General features: G+C 33.7%; 21 protein-coding genes and 1 pseudogene. 17 read left to right on the top strand and 5 right to left on the bottom strand.

Annotated elements, in window-relative coordinates:
- Nucleotides 1-52 precede the first annotated feature (52 nt).
- From rfbB to O4M77_RS14175, 13 genes are all read left to right on the top strand, one after another.
- Nucleotides 53-1,111 carry a dTDP-glucose 4,6-dehydratase gene (gene rfbB / locus O4M77_RS14235; RefSeq protein WP_104427030.1) on the top strand — a complete coding sequence of 353 codons (1,059 nt, stop codon included), beginning with the start codon at nt 53-55 and terminating at the stop codon, nt 1,109-1,111.
- Nucleotides 1,111-1,986: a glucose-1-phosphate thymidylyltransferase RfbA gene (rfbA, locus tag O4M77_RS14230; protein WP_104426847.1), complete on the top strand. Its 876-nt coding sequence runs from the start codon at nt 1,111-1,113 to the stop codon at nt 1,984-1,986. Before rfbB ends, rfbA begins: the two co-directional genes overlap by 1 nt.
- A gap of 5 nt (nt 1,987-1,991) precedes the next feature.
- Nucleotides 1,992-2,417: an FdtA/QdtA family cupin domain-containing protein gene (locus tag O4M77_RS14225; RefSeq protein WP_323713626.1), complete on the top strand. Its 426-nt coding sequence runs from the start codon at nt 1,992-1,994 to the stop codon at nt 2,415-2,417.
- A 94-nt stretch (nt 2,418-2,511) separates the two neighbouring features.
- Nucleotides 2,512-3,600, top strand: a complete 1,089-nt coding sequence (locus tag O4M77_RS14220) for an acyltransferase (RefSeq protein ID WP_323713625.1) — start codon at nt 2,512-2,514, stop codon at nt 3,598-3,600.
- A gap of 87 nt (nt 3,601-3,687) precedes the next feature.
- Nucleotides 3,688-4,803, top strand: coding sequence for a DegT/DnrJ/EryC1/StrS family aminotransferase (locus tag O4M77_RS14215; RefSeq protein WP_323713624.1), 1,116 nt, complete (start codon nt 3,688-3,690; stop codon nt 4,801-4,803).
- Nucleotides 4,804-6,048, top strand: coding sequence for an O-antigen translocase (locus O4M77_RS14210; RefSeq protein WP_323713623.1), 1,245 nt, complete (start codon nt 4,804-4,806; stop codon nt 6,046-6,048).
- A gap of 15 nt (nt 6,049-6,063) precedes the next feature.
- Nucleotides 6,064-6,951, top strand: a complete 888-nt coding sequence (locus O4M77_RS14205; protein WP_416359257.1) for a glycosyltransferase family 2 protein — start codon at nt 6,064-6,066, stop codon at nt 6,949-6,951.
- A 131-nt stretch (nt 6,952-7,082) separates the two neighbouring features.
- A complete protein-coding gene (locus O4M77_RS14200) occupies nt 7,083-8,225 on the top strand; it encodes an O-antigen ligase family protein (protein ID WP_180002623.1) in 1,143 nt (380 codons plus the stop codon).
- Nucleotides 8,226-8,227: 2 nt separating this feature from the next.
- Nucleotides 8,228-9,097 (top strand): glycosyltransferase family 2 protein, encoded by an 870-nt coding sequence (locus tag O4M77_RS14195; protein WP_313483679.1) that lies wholly within the window; start codon nt 8,228-8,230, stop codon nt 9,095-9,097.
- The gene (locus O4M77_RS14190) at nt 9,094-10,248 is read left to right on the top strand and encodes a glycosyltransferase family 4 protein (protein ID WP_323713621.1); all 1,155 of its coding nucleotides are present in this window, start codon (nt 9,094-9,096) and stop codon (nt 10,246-10,248) included. Before O4M77_RS14195 ends, O4M77_RS14190 begins: the two co-directional genes overlap by 4 nt.
- A gap of 71 nt (nt 10,249-10,319) precedes the next feature.
- Nucleotides 10,320-11,285, top strand: coding sequence for a GNAT family N-acetyltransferase (locus O4M77_RS14185; RefSeq protein ID WP_323713620.1), 966 nt, complete (start codon nt 10,320-10,322; stop codon nt 11,283-11,285).
- A gap of 846 nt (nt 11,286-12,131) precedes the next feature.
- Nucleotides 12,132-12,770 carry a sugar transferase gene (locus O4M77_RS14180; RefSeq protein ID WP_323714113.1) on the top strand — a complete coding sequence of 213 codons (639 nt, stop codon included), beginning with the start codon at nt 12,132-12,134 and terminating at the stop codon, nt 12,768-12,770.
- A gap of 333 nt (nt 12,771-13,103) precedes the next feature.
- Nucleotides 13,104-13,973: an IS982 family transposase gene (locus tag O4M77_RS14175; protein ID WP_323714093.1), complete on the top strand. Its 870-nt coding sequence runs from the start codon at nt 13,104-13,106 to the stop codon at nt 13,971-13,973.
- A gap of 58 nt (nt 13,974-14,031) precedes the next feature.
- Here O4M77_RS14175 and O4M77_RS14170 read toward each other — a convergent pair.
- The 5 genes and pseudogenes from O4M77_RS14170 to O4M77_RS14150 all read right to left on the bottom strand — a co-directional run.
- A pseudogene (locus tag O4M77_RS14170) lies at nt 14,032-14,442 on the bottom strand (transposase family protein); the annotation flags it as partial.
- A 37-nt stretch (nt 14,443-14,479) separates the two neighbouring features.
- Nucleotides 14,480-14,884, bottom strand: coding sequence for a transposase family protein (locus tag O4M77_RS14165; RefSeq protein ID WP_004783114.1), 405 nt, complete (start codon nt 14,882-14,884; stop codon nt 14,480-14,482).
- 236 nt (nt 14,885-15,120) lie between these two features.
- Nucleotides 15,121-17,310: a polysaccharide biosynthesis tyrosine autokinase gene (locus O4M77_RS14160; protein ID WP_323713619.1), complete on the bottom strand. Its 2,190-nt coding sequence runs from the start codon at nt 17,308-17,310 to the stop codon at nt 15,121-15,123.
- A 35-nt stretch (nt 17,311-17,345) separates the two neighbouring features.
- Nucleotides 17,346-17,774, bottom strand: a complete 429-nt coding sequence (locus O4M77_RS14155; protein ID WP_323713618.1) for a low molecular weight protein-tyrosine-phosphatase — start codon at nt 17,772-17,774, stop codon at nt 17,346-17,348.
- On the bottom strand, nt 17,774-18,877 hold the full coding sequence (locus O4M77_RS14150) for a polysaccharide biosynthesis/export family protein (RefSeq protein WP_323713617.1): 1,104 nt from the start codon (nt 18,875-18,877) through the stop codon (nt 17,774-17,776). Before O4M77_RS14150 ends, O4M77_RS14155 begins: the two co-directional genes overlap by 1 nt.
- A gap of 315 nt (nt 18,878-19,192) precedes the next feature.
- Between O4M77_RS14150 and tviB the strand changes: the two genes are divergently transcribed.
- The 4 genes from tviB to O4M77_RS14130 are packed head-to-tail and all read left to right on the top strand — an operon-like array spanning nt 19,193 to nt 23,804.
- Entirely contained in the window at nt 19,193-20,470 is a 1,278-nt protein-coding gene (gene tviB, locus O4M77_RS14145) for a Vi polysaccharide biosynthesis UDP-N-acetylglucosamine C-6 dehydrogenase TviB (RefSeq protein WP_323713616.1), read from the top strand.
- A gap of 18 nt (nt 20,471-20,488) precedes the next feature.
- The gene (locus O4M77_RS14140; protein WP_323713615.1) at nt 20,489-21,514 is read left to right on the top strand and encodes an NAD-dependent epimerase/dehydratase family protein; all 1,026 of its coding nucleotides are present in this window, start codon (nt 20,489-20,491) and stop codon (nt 21,512-21,514) included.
- 2 nt (nt 21,515-21,516) lie between these two features.
- A complete protein-coding gene (locus O4M77_RS14135; RefSeq protein WP_323713614.1) occupies nt 21,517-22,785 on the top strand; it encodes a flippase in 1,269 nt (422 codons plus the stop codon).
- Nucleotides 22,782-23,804, top strand: a complete 1,023-nt coding sequence (locus O4M77_RS14130; RefSeq protein WP_323713613.1) for a hypothetical protein — start codon at nt 22,782-22,784, stop codon at nt 23,802-23,804. The genes O4M77_RS14135 and O4M77_RS14130 overlap by 4 nt, the downstream gene beginning before the upstream one ends.
- Nucleotides 23,805-23,822: the final 18 nt, after the last annotated feature.

Below are 23,822 nucleotides of genomic sequence, written 5' to 3'. Positions count from 1 at the left end.
AATAATTTGTGAAAAGTAAAATAAAAAATATTAAAGGATAATCAAAATGGTGATGAATATATTGGTAACCGGTGGGGCCGGTTTTATTGGATCTGCCGTCATTCGGCATCTCATTAACGAGACTGAACATCATGTATTAAATGTTGATAAGTTAACTTATGCAGGTAATCTGGAGTCACTTATTTCTGTATCGGATCATCCTCGTTATCAATTTACGCAAACTGATATTTGCGACCATGTATCTTTAACCCGATTATTTTTAGAGTTTCAGCCAGATATCGTTATGCATCTGGCTGCAGAGTCTCATGTGGACCGTTCGATTGATGGTCCGGCAGAATTTATTAATACAAACATTGTGGGAACTTACACCTTATTGGAAGTAGCACGAAAGTATTGGCAAAATCTATCTACGATTAAAAAGTCTAGATTCAAGTTCCATCATATTTCAACGGATGAAGTATATGGAGACTTAGAAGGTACAACAGACTTATTTACTGAAACTACGCCTTATTTACCAAGCTCACCTTATTCAGCAAGTAAAGCCAGTTCGGATCATTTGGTTCGGGCGTGGCATAGAACCTACGGTTTGCCAGTCGTAATCACGAACTGTTCAAATAATTATGGTCCTTATCACTTTCCTGAAAAATTGATTCCTTTAATGATCTTAAATGCCCTGGATGGTAAGTCATTGCCGGTTTATGGCAATGGTCAACAGATCCGGGACTGGCTTTTTGTAGAAGATCATGCGCGTGCTTTATATCAGGTTGCAACCGAAGGCATCGTGGGAGAAACCTACAATATCGGGGGGCATAATGAAAAACAGAATATTGAGGTGGTTAAAACCATCTGCAAAATTCTGGATGAGCTCAAGCCTCGTCTGGAGGGAAAAACTTATACAAGCCTCATTACTTTTGTTAACGATCGGCCAGGTCATGATTTACGTTATGCGATTGATGCTTCAAAAATCGAGCGCGAACTGGGTTGGAAGCCACAAGAGTCCTTTGAAACAGGTATCCGGAAAACGGTGCAATGGTATCTGAATAATCTGGAATGGTGTCAGCGTGTTCAGGATGGTTCTTATCAGCGTGAACGTTTAGGGGAGGCAGTATAATGTTAAGAACAACAAAAGGGATTATCTTGGCAGGTGGCTCAGGTACACGTTTGCATCCTATTACCAAAGGAATCTCAAAACAGTTACTTCCGATTTATGATAAACCAATGGTTTATTACCCCTTATCGGTATTAATGTTGGCCGGTATTCGTGAAGTCCTAGTGATTAGTACACCAGAAGATATTGAGGGGTTTAAGCGCTTATTAGGGGATGGTTCGCAATTTGGCATGGAGCTGAGTTATGCGATCCAGCCTCGTCCTGATGGTCTGGCACAAGCCTTTATCCTGGGTGAAAAATTTATCGGTCAAAGCAATGTATGTCTGGTACTAGGCGATAATATTTTTTATGGCCAAGGTTTTACACCGATGTTACGTCAGGCCGCAGCACGACAAAAAGGTGCAACAGTATTTGGCTATCAGGTGAAAGATCCTGAACGCTTTGGTGTCGTAGAGTTCGATGAACAGCAACGGGTAATCTCAATCGAAGAAAAGCCCCAAAATCCAAAATCTAACTTTGCGGTGACAGGTTTATATTTTTATGACAATGATGTCATCCAGATTGCCAAACAGGTCAAACCCTCAGAACGGGGTGAGCTGGAAATTACCTCAATTAACCAGGCTTATCTGGAACGTGGTGACCTAAATGTTGAACTTCTGGGACGTGGATTTGCTTGGTTAGATACAGGTACCCAAGGTAGTTTGCTTGAAGCAGCTCAATTTGTTGAAACCCTCGAAAGACGTCAAGGTTATAAAGTTGCTTGTCTAGAAGAAATCGCCTTGAACAATGGCTGGTTGAGTAAAGAGCAAGTTTTAGCGATTGGTCATACCATGCATAAGAATGGCTACGGTCAATATCTGATTTCTTTGGTGGGGTAATGAGCATGAACTTAATTAAGTGGATTGAATTACCTAACCTGGGAGATCACCGCGGCAGTCTGGTCGTCGCAGAAGCCAATCGGAATATACCCTTCAGTATACAGCGACTTTATTATATTGCTGGCGCTCAACCTGATGTTCCACGCGGATTCCATGCACACAAGCAACTTCGACAGATTGCTTTTGGAATTCAAGGTAGCTGTAAAATGCTGATGGATAATGGCAGAGAAAAACAGGAAGTTTTAATTGCTCAATCTAATAAGGGATTATTGATCCCCCCTATGGTTTGGCATGAGATGCATGATTTTTCAGAAGATTGCATCCTATTGGTACTGGCAAGTGATTACTATGATGAAAGTGATTACATTCGTAATTATGACCAGTTTCTAAAAGAAGTAGGCCAGACTTTGGTTGAGCAGATCATTAAATAATAAAATTAATTCATTAGAATGAAGGCCTTGCTAAAGAAGAAGCTTCAAAAGATAGAATTAAAAAATAATAATAAATATCAAGGAGATATATGACGTGATTAAGCCGCTTACATCATTGCGTATGTTTTTCGCACTTTTTGTTTTTCTGAGTCATTTGGCTTTTCTAAAAGAAACAGATTATGCCAATATTTTTAATAGTATTTTTGACGAAGGCTTTTTAGGGGTCAGCTTTTTCTTCATTTTGAGTGGATTTATCTTAGCCTACAATTATAAAGAAAAGTTTTTAATCGGAAATATTTCGAAAAGAGAATTTTATATTTCTCGTTTAGCCAGAATATATCCCGTACATATTGCCACAACCGCACTGGTATTTTTATTAACTTTTGCTCAGTCTGGCAAGGGTTGGGAATATTTAATACAGCATGTTTTTCTGATACAAAGCTTTTTTACTTCAGAAGAGATCCATTTCTCATTGAATTCTCCTTCCTGGAGCATCTCGGATGAAATGTTCTTCTACCTGCTGTTTCCATTTGCATTTTTGATTTCTGAAAAAATCAGAAGTTATATTTTTATATTCTATCTTATAGGTATTTTGATTCTAAATATTCAGCTTGATAAAAATCAGGATCACTATTGGTTATATATTTCACCATATGTGCGTTTTTCTGACTTTTTGTTGGGTATTATCCTGTTTGATATTTTTGAAAAAGTAAAATTCGGCTATTCCAAAATTAAGCAACCTGTAGTTATATTTGAATTAGGAGCTATTTTACTTTTTGTTTTATTCTTTTTATTCCATAATAAAATAGATATAAGTTACAGGTATTCAATTTACTATTGGGTGCCTATGGCAGCAATTATTTTAATTTTTGCCCTGTCTCATGTTGCCCAGAAAAAAAGTATAATTACCCAGCTTTTATCAAATAAATACATGGTATTAGCAGGGGAAATCAGTTTTTCTTTTTACTTGCTACATGTTTTGGAAATACAAATTTTAAATTATATAAGAAAAATATTTTCATTGAATATGGACTTAATGCTGTTTTCCTTTTTTATATTTATTGTCACTCTAATCGCTAGCTTTTTAATGTATAGGTTTATTGAAAAACCATTAAATAAGAAAGTAAAACAATTTTTATTGGAGCCAAGCTTTAAATCTAAAGGTTATGAACTAAATAAATAGGATTATATTTAAATACTATAGGTATATTAATTTTAATTAATATGAGATTAAAAAATAAATATAAATTTTTATATGAGATTGATAAGAATGATTCCTTTTCTTGATCTGAAAGCAATAAATACTCAATACCGTGATCAACTGATTGCAGCTTGCACTCAGGTAATCGACTCTGGTTGGTATATCTGTGGCAAAGAATTAGAAAAATTTGAGCATAATTTTGCAAATTATTGTGGAACACGATATGCCATAGGTGTTGCTAATGGCTTGGATGCGCTTATTTTAACGCTACGCGCATGGAAAGAATTAGGAAAACTCCATGAAGGAGATGAGGTCATTGTCCCGTCAAATACCTATATTGCAAGTATCTTAGCTATTTCACAGAATAATCTGAAACCGGTACTGGTTGAACCGGATATAACGACTTTTAATATTGATACCAAGAAAATTGAAGCAGCCATAACTCCAAAAACAAAGGTAATTTTGCCTGTGCATTTATATGGACAACTTGCGGCAATGCCAGAAATTATGGCCATTGCCAAAAAATATAACTTGCTGGTTTTAGAAGATTCGGCCCAAGGTCATGGTGCTGAAATAAATGGTCAAAAAGCAGGAAATTGGGGAGATGCTGCAGGTTTCAGTTTTTATCCAGGTAAAAACTTAGGCGCACTCGGTGATGGGGGAGCAATTACCACCAACGATGCTGAGTTAGCGCAGATGCTTAAAGCTATACGTAATTATGGTTCACATGAAAAATATAAAAACCTGGTACCAGGTGTAAATAGTCGTCTTGATGAAATTCAGGCTGCCATCCTGAATGTGAAACTTAAATTTTTAGATCAGGAGAATCAGCATCGTCGGCATATTGCAGATCTGTATTTAAAAGAAATTCAAAATACCGCAATTGAGCTCCCGTGCAAAAATATAGACACCGAGACATATGCACAACATGTCTGGCATTTATTTGTGATCAGAACAAAATATCGGGAAAAATTACAACAATATTTAGCAGAAAACGGAGTACAGACACTCATTCATTATCCAATTCCGCCTCATCAGCAGCAGGCTTATAAGGAATGGAATGGCTTAAGTTTTCCAGTTTCAGAACAGATTCATGCGGAGGTTCTAAGCTTACCGATTGGACCAACTTTATCTATGGATGAAGCAAAGCAGGTTGTTCGGTTATGTAATGGTTTTCAGGCATAGATGAATCTATTTAGGACCAGTGTACTGAATGGTGTAGCCGTTTTGATTAAGACCATCACCATGTTTGTACTGAATAAAATTCTGGCTGTATATCTAGGACCTACCGGATATGCAGCGATCGGCCAATTCCAGAATTTTATTCAAATGGTGACGACTTTCGCTGGCAGTGCCATTAATACCGCTGTAGTTAAATATACGGCTGAATATCATGAAGATGAGACTAAACAACGTGCAGTCTGGAAAACAGCAGGTAGTATTGTTTTTCTATTTAGTCTCGTTTTTGCGATTCTCATACTTATTTTTCAAAAGCAGCTGGCATTATATATATTTCAATCACTTAAGTACCAAACGATTTTTATATGGTTTGCTATTTTTTTAATATTTTTCAATTTTAATACGCTATTTTTAGCCATATTGAATGGGAAAAAAGAAATTTTAAAGCTGGTGCTTGCAAATATTGCCGGTAGTTTATTTGCACTTGTGATCACTGGGGTTTTGGCAATCAAACTGCAGTTATATGGGGCTTTAATTGCATTATCCATTTATCAGTCGATTGCATTTATAGTGACATTAATACTCTGTCATAGAGCAGACTGGTTTGAGTTTTCTTCACTATTAGGAAAAATAGACCTAGGAATTACCAAAAAATTTGCCTCATTTATTCTCATGGCATTAGTCAGTGCGATCTGTGTGCCGCTATCGCAAATGTTAATTCGGGCTTACTTAACCCAAGAATTTAGCCTGGCTTATGCGGGCTATTGGGAGGCGATGATCCGTCTAAGCACAGTATATCTTTTGCTTGTAACCACTACATTAGGCGTGTATTACTTGCCGCGCTTATCAGAACTCAATGCAGTTGATGAAATTAAGAAAGAGGTCTATTTAGGCTATAAGTTTATTTTTCCACTTGCTGTTGTAGGCGGAATTTGCGTTTTCATATTACGTGATTGGATTATCAACTTATTATTTAGTCCATCTTTTGCCCCTATGCAGGATTTATTTCTTTGGCAAATGATGGGAGATGCCTTGAAGATAGGAAGCTGGATACTGGCTTATTTAATGCTCAGCAAAGCAATGACTAAACTCTATATTTGTACAGAGATTATATTTACAGTGTCTCTCATTGCTTTAACTTATATATGTACTCAAGTGTTTGGTTTCGAAGGTGTTTCTATTGCTCATCTCATAAATTATGGGCTGTATTGGATCGTAATCAGTTTATTTATATTTAAACAATTAAAATAAAGAGGGAATAATATGATGATAAGTGAACAACCCTTAGTCTCTATAGTTATACCAAGTTATAATCATGAAAGGTTTATACGTGATAGCATCAAGAGTGTCATTGACCAGTCTTATCAGAATATTGAGTTAATTATTATTGATGATGGATCTACAGATGCTTCAGTAGAAAAAATACAAGAATTAATTCCATTATGTGAAAAACGGTTTACCCGATTTGAGTTTAGACATCGTCCAAATAAGGGCTTAAGCGCAACTCTAAATGAAGCATTAGAATGGGCACAGGGGGAATATTTTTCCTCCCTTGCTTCTGATGATATAATCTTAAAAGATAAAATAAAAATACAAACCAAATTTCTAAGCCAGAATAAGAACTGTATAGCTGTATTTGGAGGAGTATCAATTATTGATAATGATTCTAATCTTGTGAAAAATAGAGTTAAAAAAAGAAAAAGTTATACCTTCGACCAGATTTTATTGTTAGAACATGATTTGCCCGCTACTACACAACTTATTCGTACTCAAGCTTTAAAAAAAATAGGTGGCTACAATGCAGAAGTACAAATAGAAGACTGGTATATGTGGCTGCTTTTAGCGCAAGAAGGGGAGTTATGCTATCTTCCTGTGCTTTTTGCAAAGTATAGGTTGCATGACAATAATATGCATAAGCAAACGACTCTTATGCACGATTCAAGAATGATGATTCTAAGTGAATATCAGAATCATATTTTATTTAATAAAGCAAAAAAGAGAGCTTTGTGGATTAATGCATTTGAATTAGGGCTATTATCTAAAAAGAAATCATTAGAAAAGATGATAAAAATTTTAAAAGAATATCCTACAGAAATTTTAACATATGATTTTTTTAGATTTTTTTATTGGCTCTTAATAAAAAAAGATTTTTAATAATTAAAAAATTTTATATAAATAATTATATTTTAACTATGTTTAATAAAATAATTTAGTTAGTAATATAAAAATATTAATCATTTCTTTTGCTGATTCTAGGCATTAGATAATAATAAAAGGAATGGATAATGATTATTTTAAATGAAAGTAATTCAAAAAATAACATTATTTTTTTAGATGATATTAATTTAAAAGATAAAGTGGTTATATACTTTATCTTGCTGTCATTTTTCTTATCTCAGTTTTATTTTTGGTCTAGTGGGGTTCCACAATTTAGTCACCTTTTTATTATGGCGGCTATATTTTTATTATTCAGCCGTAGCTCAAAAATAACCATCGAATACTCAAGTGTAGCCTTAATCTTTGTCGCATATACAGTTTGTGTAAATTTTGCTTGGTATTTGATCGTTCTAGATCCCAGTTATATGGTTTCTACCATTTACTGGATCTTTAACTTGTTGTTTTTTTTATTATTAATGAATTTGAGTTCCTCTCAAGTTAACTTTTTTTATGAAAAAATACTGTTTCTTATTCCATTTTCCTATGTAATAGAAATTGCGATCTGGGCAAGTGGATTAGGTCGTTACAATTTTGAACCACGATACAATGGTCTTTTTAATGATCCCAATCAGATGGCATTTTGGGTTTTAACTACCTGTGCTATTTTTTTATATATTTCTGAAAGTAATTTAAAAAAGATAATCGTTTATTTTTTAGCTTTATTCTTAATTCTATTGACCATGTCAAGGTCTGCTTCAATTGGCTTCTTAATGCTGACTTTAGGATTTATATTTAGTCAAAAAGGGGATCTGAATAAAAGAATATTTGTATTTTTTGGCATATTAGTCATTTTTAGTACCCTCAGTTACTTTTTATATCATTTAGGGGCTTTTGATAGTGTGGTTCTGCGTTTTGTCGAAGGCCTGGATCAAAAAGACAGCCAGGCAGAAGGACGAGGTCTTTTTAACTTCCTTGAATATCCTCAATATTTAATTTTTGGTGCTGGCCAAGGTGCGCACTGGCTATATAACCCGAAAGGGAACGAAATTCATTCAACTTGGTTAGGTATCCTTTTTTATTATGGGATCGTCGGCATCTCTTTATTTTTAATCTTTTTATATCAAATATTTAAAAAATTATCATTTTCAAACAAGTTGATATTCTTGGGACCGATGCTATATGGGTTTACAACTTATAGTGCACGAACACTGATTTTTTGGTTTTTATTGGCCGCTTTTTTACTATTTTCAAATAATAATAAGGAAGAATAACGATGTATATTTCTATAGGAATACCATTTTTTAATGCTGAAAAATATTTAGAAGATGCCATTAAATCGGTATTAGCGCAAACTTTTCAAAATTGGGAATTAATTCTGGTAGATGATGGGTCAACAGACCGATCTTTAGAGATTGCCCGCTCATTTAATGATCCGAGAATCCGTATCATAGCTGATGGGCATAATAGAAGATTACCCTACCGCTTAAATCAGATTATCAATGAAGCAAAGTATGATTTTATTGCACGTATGGATGCCGATGATTTAATGGCAGTCGATCGTCTTGAAAAACAGATTAAAGTACTAAATGAAAATCCAAATATTGATGTTGTAGTCACCAGCTTATATTCAATTGGAGACAAGAATGAAATTTTAGGAAAGAGAATCTATTCTAATTATCAAATGCAGCCCAAAGAAATTTTGCAAGGTGTTACTAATATACTGCATCCTTCATTACTTGCCCGAAAGGAGTGGTGTAAAAGAAACCCGTACCAAGTCGATAATTGCTTAGCTGAAGATTATGAACTATGGCTTTCAGCTGCGATAAAAAATGATTTTAATTACGTCGTTTTACAGGAACCTTTATATTTTTATAGAGAAGTTGAAAATGTAAAAAAAGAAAAAATGATCCGCGGTTATAATACCCAGATCGGAGTAATCAAAAAATATTATAAAAATATTATCTCGGATTTTGATAAAAATAAAATTATTTTAAAATTTCAGATAAAAAAAATAATTGTAAAAATATTAAGCTTTTCTAATTTAATACAGATTCTACAAACACGAAGAGTCATATCTGTTTCTGAACAAGATAAAAATTTTTATACTGCACAATTAGAACTTATAGGAAAATTAAAACAATGATAACTAAAAAAATCGCTATTATAGGATCTACCGCTTATAACCTTTATAATTTCCGTAAAGATTTTATTTTTGCTTGTATAGAGCATGGTCATCAAGTTTATGCTTTTGTATCGGAATATGATGATCATTGGTTAGATACAATTAAAAATCTTGGAGTAATTCCTGTAACTTATCAACTTAGTCGCGGTGGATTAAATCCATTGGCTGATTTACGCTCGACCTTTCAACTCAAAAAGAAAATAAAAGAAATCCAACCTGATATCGTATTCTCCTATTCAACAAAGCCTGTTATTTATGCAACTTTAGCTGCATATAAGACTCAGGTTCCTTATATTTATGGAATGATCGAAGGCTTAGGTTCACCTTTTACAATTCATAAACATGGCCAAAGCCTTAAAGCTAAGTTAGTTCGCATTATACAAGTTTTTTTATATAGATTATCATTTCCATATCTGGATAAAATTATTTTCTTAAATCATGAGGATCCTAAAGATCTAGTTCATCGATATAATATTTCACATAAAAAAAATGCGATTGAAGTATTAGGTCCTATTGGTCTTAATTTAAAAGATTTTAGTTATACTAAATGGAATGATCAAAAAAAAATATCTTTTATATTTATAGCTAGATTGATAGCTGAAAAGGGAATATTTGAATATATAGAAGCAGCAAGAATAGTAAAAAGAAAATATCCTGAAGTTGTGTTTAAAATTATTGGTGGATTAGATCCTGAAAATCCAACTGGCTTAAAGCAAGCTGAATTAGATCAGCTAATACAAACAGGTATTATCGAATATAATGGTTTTGTGACTGATGTAGATCAAAGGCTACGTAATAGCGCGGTTTTTGTATTGCCGTCTTATTATCGAGAGGGGGTGCCCCGTAGTACACAAGAAGCAATGGCTGTAGGACGTCCAGTCATCACTACTGATGTTCCAGGCTGCAATGAGACTGTAGTCGATGGGTTGACAGGTTTCCTAATTCCTAAATGGGATGTGGCTGCATTGGTAGAGAAAATGACTTATTTTATAGAACATCCTGAACAAATAAATAAAATGGGCTATCAAGGATTTCTCTATGCTAGAAAGAATTTTAATGCGGATCATATAAACCATAGACTATTACAAATGATGGGCATTAATAGGCTTTAAAAAAGTAATAGTATTTTCCTTAATAAATAGAAAATTATATTTGATTTAAAAACAATAACTAGGATATAGATATGGGTACTATAATGAAAGAAGACTTAGGTTTTCAAATAAATAAATATGAAACTTCAGATAAAATAATATGGAATGAATTTTTATTAAAATGTAAAAATTATCATTTTATGTTTAATCGTGATTTTATGGAATATCATGCTGATCGATTTGAGGATTTCTCATTGATATTTAAAAATGAAAAAGGGAAAATTGTAGCCTTATTGCCTGGAAATATTAAAGATAATATTTTTTATAGTCATCAAGGTTTAACTTTTGGCGGTTTTTTAATTAATAGAGATATTCATGCCGCTGACATGCTAGAATTATTTAATTTATTAAAAATTTATTTAAAACAAAAAAATATTGATAAGATTATATATAAATGCATTCCTGTTATTTATCATAATTATCCTGCTCAAGAAGACTTATACGCTTTATTTCGAAATGATGCCAAGCTTTACCGACGAGATATTAGTGTTTCTATTGCTCTAAATGAAGAATATTCATACTCAGAAAGTAAAAGAAGATCAGTCAATAAGCTCAAAAAAAATGGGGTTAGCTGTGAGGAAGTAGATCAACCTAGTATGGTTTGGGGAGTAATCCGGGAAGTACTGCGTCAGCATCATAACCAACAACCTGTACATAATGAAGATGAAATAGATTTATTAAAAAGTCGTTTCCCTAATAATATAAGAGCATATAAATGTTGTCTTGATGGAAATATTGTGGCAGGAGCAGTGACTTTTGAAACTGAAAGAGTAGTTCATACTCAATATTTGGCTAGCAATGATAAAGGTAGGGAGAAAAAGGTATTAGATTATCTCATTGATCATTTAATAGAAAAAAGTAAGAAAAATGCCAAAATATTTGATTTCGGAACTTCTAATGAAAATGAAGGGAAATACTTAAATATAGGATTGATTGATCAAAAAGAAAGATTTGGTGCACGTGGGATTGTACATGATTATTATAGTATAGATTTATGATCGCCTAGTTTTAACTAGAATTACTCCACCTCATTATTAGCCAGAGGTGGATTTCTAGTTTTCTTAAATTTTTTTATCTTATCTGGTTTTATATATTTAAGACGGTCTCAATAGAATAAAAATAACGTTATCTTGATTGTATAATTAATTAGAAATATATTTAATTATAAGCTTAAAATAGTATTTTATTGTGATATAAGACTCATTAGTTATAAATAAATTACATTTTGTCACATTTTATTTAGTGTGAGATTTGCTATTTTTTACAAAAATTATTTATCTTAATAATGAAATATATTTCATTATTAACTGATCTAGTGTAATTATAAATTATTTACTTTAATTTGATATAAGCGGCTAATATTTATAGAAAAAAATATAAACTTAAGTTTCTTATTAGGTGAAATTTAATTAATTTTAGTTAAATATATATTTTAATAAAAATAATAATAATATTTCTAAAAAACTAAAATATGAAATTGGCTAACAATAGTCTTTCTACTTTAATAAAAATACAATTGATATGATGCGTAGATAGACATAGTGAGGTGTTTATTAATGGATCTACAACAAGAAAAAAATAAGATCGAAAACTTTGTAAAAAGCTCTATTACAACACGTAAATCGTTATTTATTGAAAAAGATAATATTTTCTTAAAAAAAAATCTTGTAGAAAAAGAAGGGTATAAGAACCAAATCATTCAATTTTCTCCACGGATAAATAAAGTGGCTAAGCTAGAGAAAAAAAAATCCTGGTATTATCGGGGGAAGAAAGATCTAATTTTAAAAAATGCCTTAACATCTTTTCCTCATCTATATTCTAGTAGTGACCTTTTTAGGAGTGATATAAAAGTTGCTAAGCGATTAATCGATATTATTATTTCTCTTACTGCTATATTTATATTGTTGCCAGTTTTTATCATCATTGCTTATAAAGTACGTAGAAATCTAGGCTCACCAATTTTCTTCTATCAAGAACGACCTGGTAAAAATGGAAAGCTCTTTAAAATGATTAAGTTTCGCTCTATGAGAAATGCATTCGATCAGGATGGTAATCCCTTACCAGATAAATTTCGAATTACACCATTTGGTCAAAAATTACGTTCTACCAGCTTGGACGAAATGCCTCAGCTTATAAATGTCTTAAAAGGTGATATGAGTATTGTTGGGCCTAGACCTCAAATGAAAGAATTTCTAGAACATTATACCGCTGAACAAATGCGAAGACATGAGGTAAAACCCGGCATGACAGGGCTTGCCCAAGTCAGTGGGCGTAATAACTTATCTTGGGAAGAAAAATTCGACTTAGATGTTCAATATGTTGAGCAAAATAACATTTGGCTAGATTTTAAAATTATGTTTAAAACAGCTAAGGTGATGTTTAATCAAGAAGGAATTAATGCGCCAGATCAAGAAGTTGGTGCTGCACGATTTTGTAGAAAGGAGGTCACTGAAAACCATTTACGTGCAAAAGAAGTGAAATAATTTAATAAAGTTCATTATTACTAAAAAATATTTTTAACTTCTTCTAATTATTTTTTAGAAGATTCCTTTTATTTTAATAAAGGTTTATTATTTTTTTAATTATTTCTGGTTGAAATATATTAATCTTATTATTAGATACTTTTATTAGTTATAGTGGATGTCTAAGAAACTTTTTATAATAGTTGTATATTTAATTTTTTCATATTAGAAATAAGCAAGGAAGCTGATAAAAAACTTATCTAACCCGAATCGCGGATAAAAAATTGACTTGAAAAATAAGAGGACTAGAGCCATCAGTTGAGTTACCACACAAAACTTAAAACTCTAGTCCCGATGTTTAATAGTACCGAATTATTTTGCGTAATTGATGATTTCTTTCTTAAATTTGAAGCAACCTACTGGAATTTCCTTAAACAAAGTCGTCGTTTCTCCAGAGTCCGAACCGCTCACTTGAGTATCTCAGAAATCACTTTTATCGCGATCTGGTATAAATATTCTCATTTCACTAATTTCAAAGCATTTTTCACATGGTTGAAACAGGATAAAAATCATTTATTTAAAAGCTTACCCTGTTACCAACGGATGATTCATCTGATTAATAGACATCAATTAGCTCTACACGCTTTACATGTGGCGCTAATGAAAGGCCAAGGTACACAATATTTATGGATTGATTCAACAACTCTGCCAGTTTGTAAAAATCAACGTATTCAACGCCATAAATCATTAGTCCAAATTGCATCACGTGGTAGAAGCTCAATGGGCTGGTTTTATGGCTGTAAATTACATATTGTGATGAATCAATTTGGTGAAATTGCTTGTTCTGCTTTATCCAATGGACATTTGGCTGATATCAAAATGGTTGAGAGACTCGTTAAAGAGATGGAAGCAAAGTTGTATGGAGATCGTGGCTATATTAGCCAAGAACTGAAGAGTAGGTTGAAAGAGCAAGGTATTGATTTAATTACCTATCATCGAAAAAATATGCAGGCTATACAACTTTCTGAGTCAGATAAATATCACTTAAAACAGCGCAATAAGATAGAGACTTTATTCAGTTTATTGAAAGGTCAGTACAATTTAGTGACAAGCAAAGCACGTAGTGTTCATGGATTTCTAGGAGGGATTTACGCGTCCTTGTGTGCATATCAACTGATCCATAAAAATAAGCCAACAATTCAAATTATGAAGTCATCGGCTTAAGCAGGATTCGGGTTATATTAAATAATTATTTTTAATTTTATCAGTCATTAGACTTCCTTCATAAATCATTTTTCAACCAATTTAATTGTTTATCTTTCACCCAATCTAAATTGTATATGCCAGCAAGTAAATTAAAACGCAGGTTTAATCGTTTACGACGATTTCTATATACACAAGATAAAATCTTAAAACATTTCATCCTTCCAAATACATGCTCTACTTGAATTCGTCTACGACCAATCTCTTTATTTAACTTTTTTAATTCAGAATCTAGTTGTTCAGTTTTCTTTGCTTTAGATGGCATGAGGCATCCAAAACCCAATTTCTTTATCCCTAAATACCCCTTATCAACGATAAAAAAGGGCTTAAATTTTAATTTCCTCATGCTTTTTTTGAATATTTTAAAATCATGCATGCTTCCATGACTTCCACATACACTCAGTATTTCACCTGTTGTATAGTGCATAGATAGCTGAAATTTAAAGGTATGTCGCTTTTTTTTACCGCTATACCATTTCTTCTGTTTTTTTTGGACGTTGAACTAATATTTCAGTTGCATCAATCACAACAACTTCCCAATCCACTTCATCTCGATTAGGAAGTTGTTTTGGCAAGTTAAATTTTCCAGAACGGATTAAGGTATCTTCAATAACACGTGTGATACGAATTGCACTCGTTTCAGATACACCGTAACTCATACCAAGATGAAAAAATGTTCGATATTCTCTCCAATATTCTATACATAAGAGCAAACGATCTTCCAACGGTAATTTATGCGGTCGTCCTTTACCAATATGACAAGGTAAATGCTTATTTAGCTCGGCCAACATGAGGTTAAATGTAGCCCAACTAACACCGGTAAGCCTACGAAATTTAACGTCTGATAATTTTTGAATATCTTTGAATTTCATCCAAGAATTATCCCTTGAATTAAATAATTTTGCTGATTAATTTAAGATCAAATAAATTGTACGTTTTTTGATTTATGACGGAAGTCTAATATAAGACTATAACTAACTTCATAGTAGGATAAATATAAAAAGCTTCAAACTAATTTGATTACTCTACCTTAGTTTGAAGCTTTATGATAACAATGAGGTTATCTTTATATTTAAGACAAATTTAATTGCTATGAATTAAATTTATCTTAATCACCATCTTTTGAAGCCTTATAAGCATACGCATAGTTATATCCGTACCCATAACCATTACCTGGCCCTTTTTGTACATCATTCAGAATAACACCATTAACTTTCACATTAGCCTGTTCAAAACGAGTGACAGTAATTTCAAGTTCTTTAATTTGTGTTTTACCATGACGTGCAATTAATAGATTTACACCAGCATATTGTGCAATGATGATACCATCGGTTACGGCTAATATTGGCGGAGTATCAATCAATACGTAATCAAAACTAACAGAAGCTTGGTCAAGAAAAACTTTAAACTTATCTGTACTGAGTAATTCAGATGGATTTACTGGACTTTTACCTCGAGTAACAAAGAATAAATTATCAACCTGCGAGTTTTGAACAACATCTTCATAGCTATTTTGATGATTTAATAGTTCGGATAAACCTGGTTGTACTTCTTTATTAAAATATTTATTTAAATAACCACGACGTAAATCACCATCAATCACTAATACGCGGCTTCCGCTTTGGGCCAAAATAGTTGCTAGGTTGGTAGTAATAAATGATTTACCAATTTCAGGGCCCGGACCCGAAAGTGCAATAATATTATTTTTGGCATTACTCAAAGCAAAATGGATTGCAGTACGCATACTGCGTAAGCTTTCAATTGCAATATCACTACTATCCTTAACCGCAAGAATAGGGATGCTCTTTTTCTTTTTCAGTAAATTGACGCGACTTTCTTGGAGAGGAGATCGAGGAACTGTTGCATATACAGGCAGATCTAACTCTCTTTCAATTTGTGCTGAATCCTTGATTCCTGAACGCATCATATTGCGCAATAAAGCAAGTAATGTTCCTAAAAAACCGCCTAAGAAAATAGATAAAATTATAATTTGTAATTTCTTTGGTTTAATCGGTTCAATTGGTTCTACGGCAGTATCAACAATACGTACATTGCCAATTTCACCGGCTTTAGCGATGCGAAGTTGTTGATAAGTATTAAGTAATCCGGTATATAACTGTTGTTTAACTTCAACCTCGCGATAAAGTTGTAAGTAACGACGCTGTAAATCAGGAAGCTGCTTTAAAGTATTACCCAATGCTGCAATTTTGCTATTAATTGCACCAAGTTGAGCATTCATTTGTTCCATTACTGGATGTTCTTCAGTATAACGTGCAGAAGCTTCAGCAACTTTAAGTTCAAGTTCGGCTTTTTGTGTTTCTAGAGCGATACTCTGAGTTAAATACAGTTCTGATTCTTTAGTTAAGTCCACAGTATTATATTGTTGACGGAACTGGTTAAATTCACGTTCTACCTGATCTAGCTGTTGGCTCAACTCAGGGAGTTGTTCATCTAGAAACTTCAATGTTTGGGCAGATTCAGCTGAACGACGTTCAATATTTTGCTGGCTATAAGCTGCTAAGATGGCATTCAGTACTTGGGTAATATGCTGTTTATCTTGGCCCTGATAATTTAATCCAAGTACACCCGTCATTTTACCTTTTTCAGCCACTGAATAATTATTAAGTATGCGTTGCACTGCCGCAGGCAAAGTCAGCTTTTTAATATTATAAGTAGAATCTAAGGGATCTTTGCTATAAATGGCGACTTTCCAAAGACCATATCTTGATTGAATTTGACTGGTTTGGTTTAAGGGAGCAGTAAATATAATTTCATTTGTTTCGGCATCAGTTAGATTATATTTATTATCATCAAAACTTAATAATAGATTTTTATTTTTAAAATAGTTCGGAATATCAAACTGTCTTACATCAAAACTTTGCTCATTATCTTTGAAGAGTACTGATTTTGTCGTATATTGGATATCATAATTATGATTTTTTAATAATCGATTCCAGATCGAATCTTCAGTACCAGAAATTACAAGGTCCAAGTTTAACTGGTTAATCACTGAGCCAAGCACAAGACGCGATTTTAAAATCTCAATTTCAGCTTGAGCCGGAGATTTTTGCTCAATCATATTAGAAAGGTCACCTAATAAAGCTGCTGATGCTCCCTTACTATCTTCTACTTGTACCAGGGCATCTACGTTATAGGTATCTGGAGTGATCCTTAGATATAATAAAGCTGCAATTAAACTCAATAATATACAGATCGTGATCAGTTTCCATTGAGCAATTAAGGAAAAAAATAATTCCTTCAGATCAATAGTATCTTCGGTATTGGCAGTTTGGCTCATAATTTAAATATCAAAAAGTGAAAATATTAAAAAACTTAAATATATTTTTTCCAGTCAGTAATGCAGTCTTGAATCAATCTACAAGTTTCATCAAAGACTGTTTGATCATGCTGATAAGGATCGGCAATATTTTTACTTTGCCAATGCCCCAGTCTAAAGGTTTTACCTTTAGCAAAAGGCCAGGTTTGTTCTATATGTTTTTGCTGATTCTGGCTCATAACTAATATTAGGTCGGCTTTTTTAATGAGCTCTGCATTGAGTTTTTTTGCTACGTGTGGACTCATGTCGATGCCGTGACGTTGCATACATAAACTGGCTTTGTCATCGGCTGCATGACCAACTAAACCTGAAATACCTGCAGATTCAATATGTAAGTGTGGATATTGCTGCTTTAAAAAGTATTCTGCCATGGGGCTACGGCAAATATTGCCGATACACACCACCAAAATGTTATTAATTTTCATTAGTTCCCCAAACGATCTAGGTTATATAAAGCATTTGAGAATGGAATAATTTGGTTAACCACACGTTGCCAGCGGGCCAAGCCTGATGCATCTACATAGACAATATCATTGCTGCGCATTTTAAACTGATTGGCTAGGCCAAAGTCGGCAATGCTGGTTAAATCCATGTGATAGACTTCGGTATGTGCTGCATTGGGCTGACTACGAACCACATAAATTTTACTACGGCTTGCAGACAGTGGGTTTAAGCCCAGACTTTCACCCAATACATCGCTTAAACTCATGCCTTGATCACGCATAGGGAGCGATTGATTTTTACCCGACTCACCCATCACATAAATTTTTTGGTTTTCACGGTTGTTGACATACAAGGTGTCATTCGGCTGAATGAGTAAGTTGTGCAATGACAAGCCTGCTTTTTCCAGCTCTACGGTATTGAGTTGATAGCTACGCCCCTGACGCACTAAAGTCATAGAAGCATTGTCACCTTGTTGGGCATTGACCCCGCCTGCCATACCTAAGGCGGTATATACACTGACAGGTTGATCGTTTAAATAGAATTGCCCACCTTTCATAACATTGCCTTGTACCGAGTATCGCTGCCCTTGGTAAGACAGCACCCGCACAATCACGTCTGGCGTTTTTAAATAACGTGCTAACTGTCCGCGTAACTCACGATTCACTTGTGCTAAAGATTTCCCTGCCGCTTTATAACGCCCGATAATCGGAAACTGAATATAACCCTGTGAATCAATTTGATAACCATTTGACTCAACGGCTTTTTCGTTACTAATGGTATTGGTGGGTGGGGTAATTTCAGGATATGCCCATAAATAAATAGAAAGAATATCGCCTGAACTTAAGGTGTATTGACGCTGTGGTGTATGGAATAAATGCGCATAGTCTTGTTGAATATTGTGAACTGCAGGCTGCACCGCTAGCATTGAGTTTTGGGTGAGTTTAATCACATTGACCGCTGTACCCAAGTCGGTGGTGTAAACCCCTTCGCGAGGTAAGTCGTAGGTTTGTAAACCAGAGGTGACAGCGCACCCCGTAGTGGCAATGCCACATGCCAATAAAATAGCCAGTTGAAAGTGTCGCACGCGAGATCCCATTATTAATTTTTTAAAATCGTTTTGGATAAATTGCTGTCATTTTACCGAACTTGTGAAAGAGGTATATAGCAATTTGTAACCATTTTGCATATTTGGCAGAATCTTAAAGTAGAAAAGAGAATTCTTAAAAAGTTATGAAGTTATTCTAAATAGAAAAAGTGAATATTCACAAAAATTATACATTGCAATCTTTTTCACGTCACTTGAGCACAAATCATAATAGAAATTTCATAAATTTCTGCTAGTATCCCTGCCGAAAGATTCATTCTTCATAAAATACAGATATAAATTAAAGGCGCTAAAATGCTACAACTCTCTGAGCTAAAAATTGCCGTTATTGGTTTAGGCTATGTCGGTTTACCTTTGGCAGTTGAATTCGGAAAAAAATTGCCAGTGGTGGGTTTTGATATTCATCAAAAACGCATACAAGAATTACAAAGTGGACAAGATCATACTTTAGAAGTGTCGCCAGAAGAACTTAAACAAGCGACACATTTAAGTTACTCAGCTAATTTAGATGATTTGAGTAGCTGCAATTTTTTTATTGTGACTGTTCCAACCCCAATTGATGAATTTAAACAACCTGATTTAACCCCACTTATTAAAGCCTCTACCAGTATAGGGAAAGTGCTTAAAAAAGGCGATGTAGTGGTGTACGAGTCTACAGTATACCCAGGTGCAACTGAAGAAGCTTGTATTCCAGTTTTGGAACAAGTCTCAGGCTTAAAATTTAATCAGGATTTTTTTGCAGGTTATAGCCCGGAACGAATTAATCCGGGGGACAAGTTGCATCGTGTCACCAATATTTTAAAAATTACCTCAGGTTCTACGCCTGAAGTCGCTGAATTTGTCGATCAAGTGTATAACCTGGTGATTGAAGCAGGTACGCATAAAGCAACTAGCATTAAAGTCGCTGAAGCAGCAAAAGTCATTGAAAATACTCAACGTGATGTCAATATTGCCCTCATTAATGAGCTGGCCGTAATCTTTAATAAAATGGGAATTGATACTGAAGCCGTATTGCAGGCTGCAGGTACCAAATGGAATTTCTTGCCATTCCGTCCAGGTTTGGTAGGTGGGCATTGTATTGGTGTTGATCCGTACTATTTAACCCATAAAGCGCAGTCTATCGGTTATCACCCTGAAATTATTCTGGCAGGTCGCCGCTTAAATGACGGTATGGGGGCTTATGTAGTGACCCAGCTGGTCAAGGCGATGATCAAGAAAAAAATTCAGGTCGAAGGTGCCAAGGTTCTGGTTTTAGGCTTAAGTTTTAAAGAAAACTGTCCAGATATTCGAAATACCAAAATTATTGATATTGTCAATGAGCTGACAGAATACAATATTGCTGCCGATGTGTATGATCCATGGGTAGATGCAAGCGAAGCTCAACATGAATATGGAATTACTCCAGTCGCAAATCTGGAACAGGATCAGTATGATGCTGTGATTCTGGCCGTTGCCCATGATCATTTTAAAGCTATGGGTGCTGAAGCATTACGTGCCTTGGGCAAGTCAGCACATATTTTATATGACCTGAAATATGTACTGGATCAATCTGAATCTGACCTTCGTCTGTAATTTATAGGGACCATAAAAATGAGCCAATATCAAACTGTATGCGAGCAATTACAACAAGCACCAAAAACCTGGTTAATTACCGGTGTAGCAGGCTTTATTGGCTCAAATTTACTGGAAACCCTGTTAAAGCTGAACCAAAATGTGGTGGGTCTGGATAATTTTGCTACAGGTCACCAACATAATTTGGACGAAGTACAAAACCTGGTTAGTGCAGAGCAATGGGCAAACTTTAAGTTCTATGAGGGGGATATTCGTAACCTAGAAGATTGTCAAAAAGCCTGTGCAAATGTGGACTATGTATTGCACCAAGCAGCTTTGGGTTCTGTGCCACGTTCTATTGCTGACCCGATCACCACTAATGCGGCCAATATTACTGGCTTTTTAAATATGCTGACGGCTGCACGAGATGCAGAAGTCAAAAGTTTTACCTATGCCGCCAGCAGTTCAACTTATGGTGACCATCCGGCACTGCCAAAAGTGGAAGAAAATATTGGTAACCCACTTTCACCTTATGCGGTAACCAAATATGTAAATGAGTTGTATGCCGATGTATTTGCAAGGACTTATGGTTTGAAGACAATTGGTTTACGTTATTTTAATGTGTTTGGAAAACGCCAAGACCCGAACGGTGCTTATGCTGCAGTAATTCCTAAATGGACTGCTGCCATGATTGCAGGTGATGATGTTTTTATTAATGGTGATGGTGAAACCAGTCGAGATTTTTGTTTTATTGAAAATACCGTTCAAGCCAATATTTTAGCTGCTACCACACAAAATGAGGAAGCGAAAAACCAAGTTTACAATGTGGCAGTGGGGGATCGTACTACGCTCAATGATTTGTTTAATGCCATTAAAGTTGCGTTAAATGAAAATGGTATGGAGTATAATAAGCAGCCAGTATACCGTGAATTCCGTGTGGGAGATGTTCGACACTCACAAGCGAGTGTTGAAAAGATTAAAAGCTTATTAGGTTATCAGCCACAATTTGTCATTACACAAGGGATTGATCAAGCCATGCCTTGGTATATCAATTTCAGTAAGTAAATATGCGAAATAGAATTAAGGCGCTTAAAAATCGTTTAAGTGCTAATAAAGATGGTAAAGCTTTAGCCAGTAACTTTGGTTATCTGATGATAATGCAAATTGCTGGCTATATCTTTCCATTACTCACTATTCCTTATTTGGCTCGAGTAATAGGGGTGGACGGGTTTGGTAAAATAGCTTTTGCAGCAGCCGTAATAGTCTGGTTTCAGACTATTACTGATTGGGGATTTAGTTATACGGCGACCCGTGATGTCGCGCGTAATAGAGGTAATTTAGAAAAAATTTCTGAAATTTTTTCTAATGTACTTTGGGCTAAAAGTTTACTTGCTTTAATTTCTTTCATTATACTTTTTATTCTTACTGAATTTATTCCTTATTTAAAGGATAATCAGACATTATTATTCATTACATTTATGCTTGTGCCAGCTAAAATTTTATTTGCTGACTGGTTTTTTCAAGCTATAGAAAAAATGAAGTTTATTACAATTTTTGATTTAATTTCTAAAGCAATTTTTACAGCATGTATTTTTTTATTTATTAAAGAAAAATCTGACTTCATTTTGCAACCTTTGTTTTTAAGTCTAGGCTCAATATTAGTAGGTATAGTTTCATTTTACCTAATTTTATTTAAATGGAAAGTTAAGATAATAGCCCCTAAAGGTAAAGAAATAATACTAACTATAAATAATAGTAAAGATGTTTTTATAAATAATATTGTGCCAAATCTTTATAATAGTTTTTCATCAGTACTTCTTGGCTTCTGGGGAGGGAATATAGCCAACGGTTTATTAGATGCGGGTAGTAAGTTTGCTAATATTGCTCAACAGTTCATTAATATATTATCGCGAGTTTTTTTTCCATTTTTATCGAGAAGATCAGATAAACATAGTATCTATGAAAAAATCAATATTTTAATTACAATGATATCTGCTATTTTATTAATTATTCTAGCGCCTTTTATTATCAAAATATTTTTTACTCCTGAATTTTACGATGCAACACTTGTTTTACAAATTATAGCATTTTCTTTAATTTTCCAAGGACTGATTAGTACTTATGGGCTCAATTATATGATTATTCAGGGTTATGAGAAATCTCTAAGAAACATTACTATAGTAAGTTCGATTATTGGATTTATAGTATGTTTTCCACTAATTTATTTTTATAGTTTTTTGGGTGCAGCTATTACAATTACATTAACTAGGGCTATTTTGGGATTATCTATTATGTTTAAAGCTAAATATATTCAAAGAGGTATTTCAGTAAAATGAAAATTGCTATTCATCATAATCCTAATAGTTTTTCTGAACGCTGGATTGAATATTGTGAAACTAAAAATTTAGATTATAAAATTGTAAATGCTTTTGATAGTAATATTATTGAACAGCTTAAAGAGTATGATGTATTTATGTGGCATCATCATCATGCTGATTCTAAAGATGTTATAGCTGCTAAAAAAATTCTGTTTGCTTTAGAGCATGCTGGAATAAAAGTTTTCCCAGACTTCAAAACAGGATGGCATTTTGATGATAAAACTGCCCAGAAATATTTGCTAGAGGCTATAGGGGCACCTTTGGTACCGAGTTATATATTCTATGATAAAAACTTAGCTTTGGATTGGGCTAAAGGAACCTGTTATCCAAAAGTGTTTAAACTTAAAGGTGGAGCAGGATCTACAAATGTTAAATTGGTAAAAAATTATGTACAAGCAGCTATTTTAATTAATAAAGCGTTTAGTAGTGGTTTCAGCCAGTTTGATAGGTTTTTATCTTTAAAAGAAAGAATTAGAAAGTTCAAAAATGGGCAAGAAGGTTTTTCAGGTATTTTAAAAGGTATATTTCGTCTTTTTTTTAAAACTGATTTTGCTAAGAAAATTTCTCCAGAAAAAGGATATATTTATTTTCAAGAGTTTATTCCTAATAATGATAGTGATATTCGTGTAATTGTTGTAGGTGATAGGGCTTTTGCAATTAAACGCATGGTAAGAGAAAATGATTTTAGAGCTTCTGGTAGTGGAAAGATTTTATATGATCCAGAAGTAGTTGATATTAGGTGTGTGAAAATTGCATTTAAAATTAATGAAATTATTAAATCACAGTGTATAGCTTATGACTTTGTGATTTCTAAGGATGATGAGCCACTTATTATCGAAATAAGTTATGGTTTTTCAGTAGAAGCATATAATGAATGTAAAGGTTACTGGGATGAAAAATTAAATTGGATAGAATCTGATTTTAATCCTCAGGAATGGATGATTGAAAATATAATATCAAGCAGTAATTTATCTTAATCTTATAGAGTTATAATT

Origin of the sequence: Acinetobacter sp. YWS30-1 (assembly GCF_033558715.1) — a bacterium.
In the GTDB taxonomy this organism is placed as follows: Bacteria; Pseudomonadota; Gammaproteobacteria; order Pseudomonadales; family Moraxellaceae; genus Acinetobacter.
This window is presented reverse-complemented; position numbering and strand designations above follow the sequence as displayed.

Coding starts and splice junctions, on each gene's coding strand:
- O4M77_RS14140 (WP_323713615.1), top strand. CDS start 20,489: ATGAGCCAATATCAAACTGTATGCGAGCAATTACAACAAGCACCAAAA.
- O4M77_RS14165 (WP_004783114.1), bottom strand. CDS start 14,884: ATGAAATTCAAAGATATTCAAAAATTATCAGACGTTAAATTTCGTAGG.
- tviB (WP_323713616.1), top strand. CDS start 19,193: ATGCTACAACTCTCTGAGCTAAAAATTGCCGTTATTGGTTTAGGCTAT.
- O4M77_RS14185 (WP_323713620.1), top strand. CDS start 10,320: ATGGGTACTATAATGAAAGAAGACTTAGGTTTTCAAATAAATAAATAT.
- O4M77_RS14190 (WP_323713621.1), top strand. CDS start 9,094: ATGATAACTAAAAAAATCGCTATTATAGGATCTACCGCTTATAACCTT.
- O4M77_RS14195 (WP_313483679.1), top strand. CDS start 8,228: ATGTATATTTCTATAGGAATACCATTTTTTAATGCTGAAAAATATTTA.
- O4M77_RS14205 (WP_416359257.1), top strand. CDS start 6,064: ATGATAAGTGAACAACCCTTAGTCTCTATAGTTATACCAAGTTATAAT.
- O4M77_RS14160 (WP_323713619.1), bottom strand. CDS start 17,310: ATGAGCCAAACTGCCAATACCGAAGATACTATTGATCTGAAGGAATTA.
- O4M77_RS14210 (WP_323713623.1), top strand. CDS start 4,804: ATGAATCTATTTAGGACCAGTGTACTGAATGGTGTAGCCGTTTTGATT.
- O4M77_RS14130 (WP_323713613.1), top strand. CDS start 22,782: ATGAAAATTGCTATTCATCATAATCCTAATAGTTTTTCTGAACGCTGG.
- O4M77_RS14175 (WP_323714093.1), top strand. CDS start 13,104: ATGTTTAATAGTACCGAATTATTTTGCGTAATTGATGATTTCTTTCTT.
- O4M77_RS14135 (WP_323713614.1), top strand. CDS start 21,517: ATGCGAAATAGAATTAAGGCGCTTAAAAATCGTTTAAGTGCTAATAAA.
- O4M77_RS14155 (WP_323713618.1), bottom strand. CDS start 17,774: ATGAAAATTAATAACATTTTGGTGGTGTGTATCGGCAATATTTGCCGT.
- O4M77_RS14200 (WP_180002623.1), top strand. CDS start 7,083: ATGATTATTTTAAATGAAAGTAATTCAAAAAATAACATTATTTTTTTA.
- rfbA (WP_104426847.1), top strand. CDS start 1,111: ATGTTAAGAACAACAAAAGGGATTATCTTGGCAGGTGGCTCAGGTACA.
- rfbB (WP_104427030.1), top strand. CDS start 53: ATGAATATATTGGTAACCGGTGGGGCCGGTTTTATTGGATCTGCCGTC.
- O4M77_RS14215 (WP_323713624.1), top strand. CDS start 3,688: ATGATTCCTTTTCTTGATCTGAAAGCAATAAATACTCAATACCGTGAT.
- O4M77_RS14225 (WP_323713626.1), top strand. CDS start 1,992: ATGAACTTAATTAAGTGGATTGAATTACCTAACCTGGGAGATCACCGC.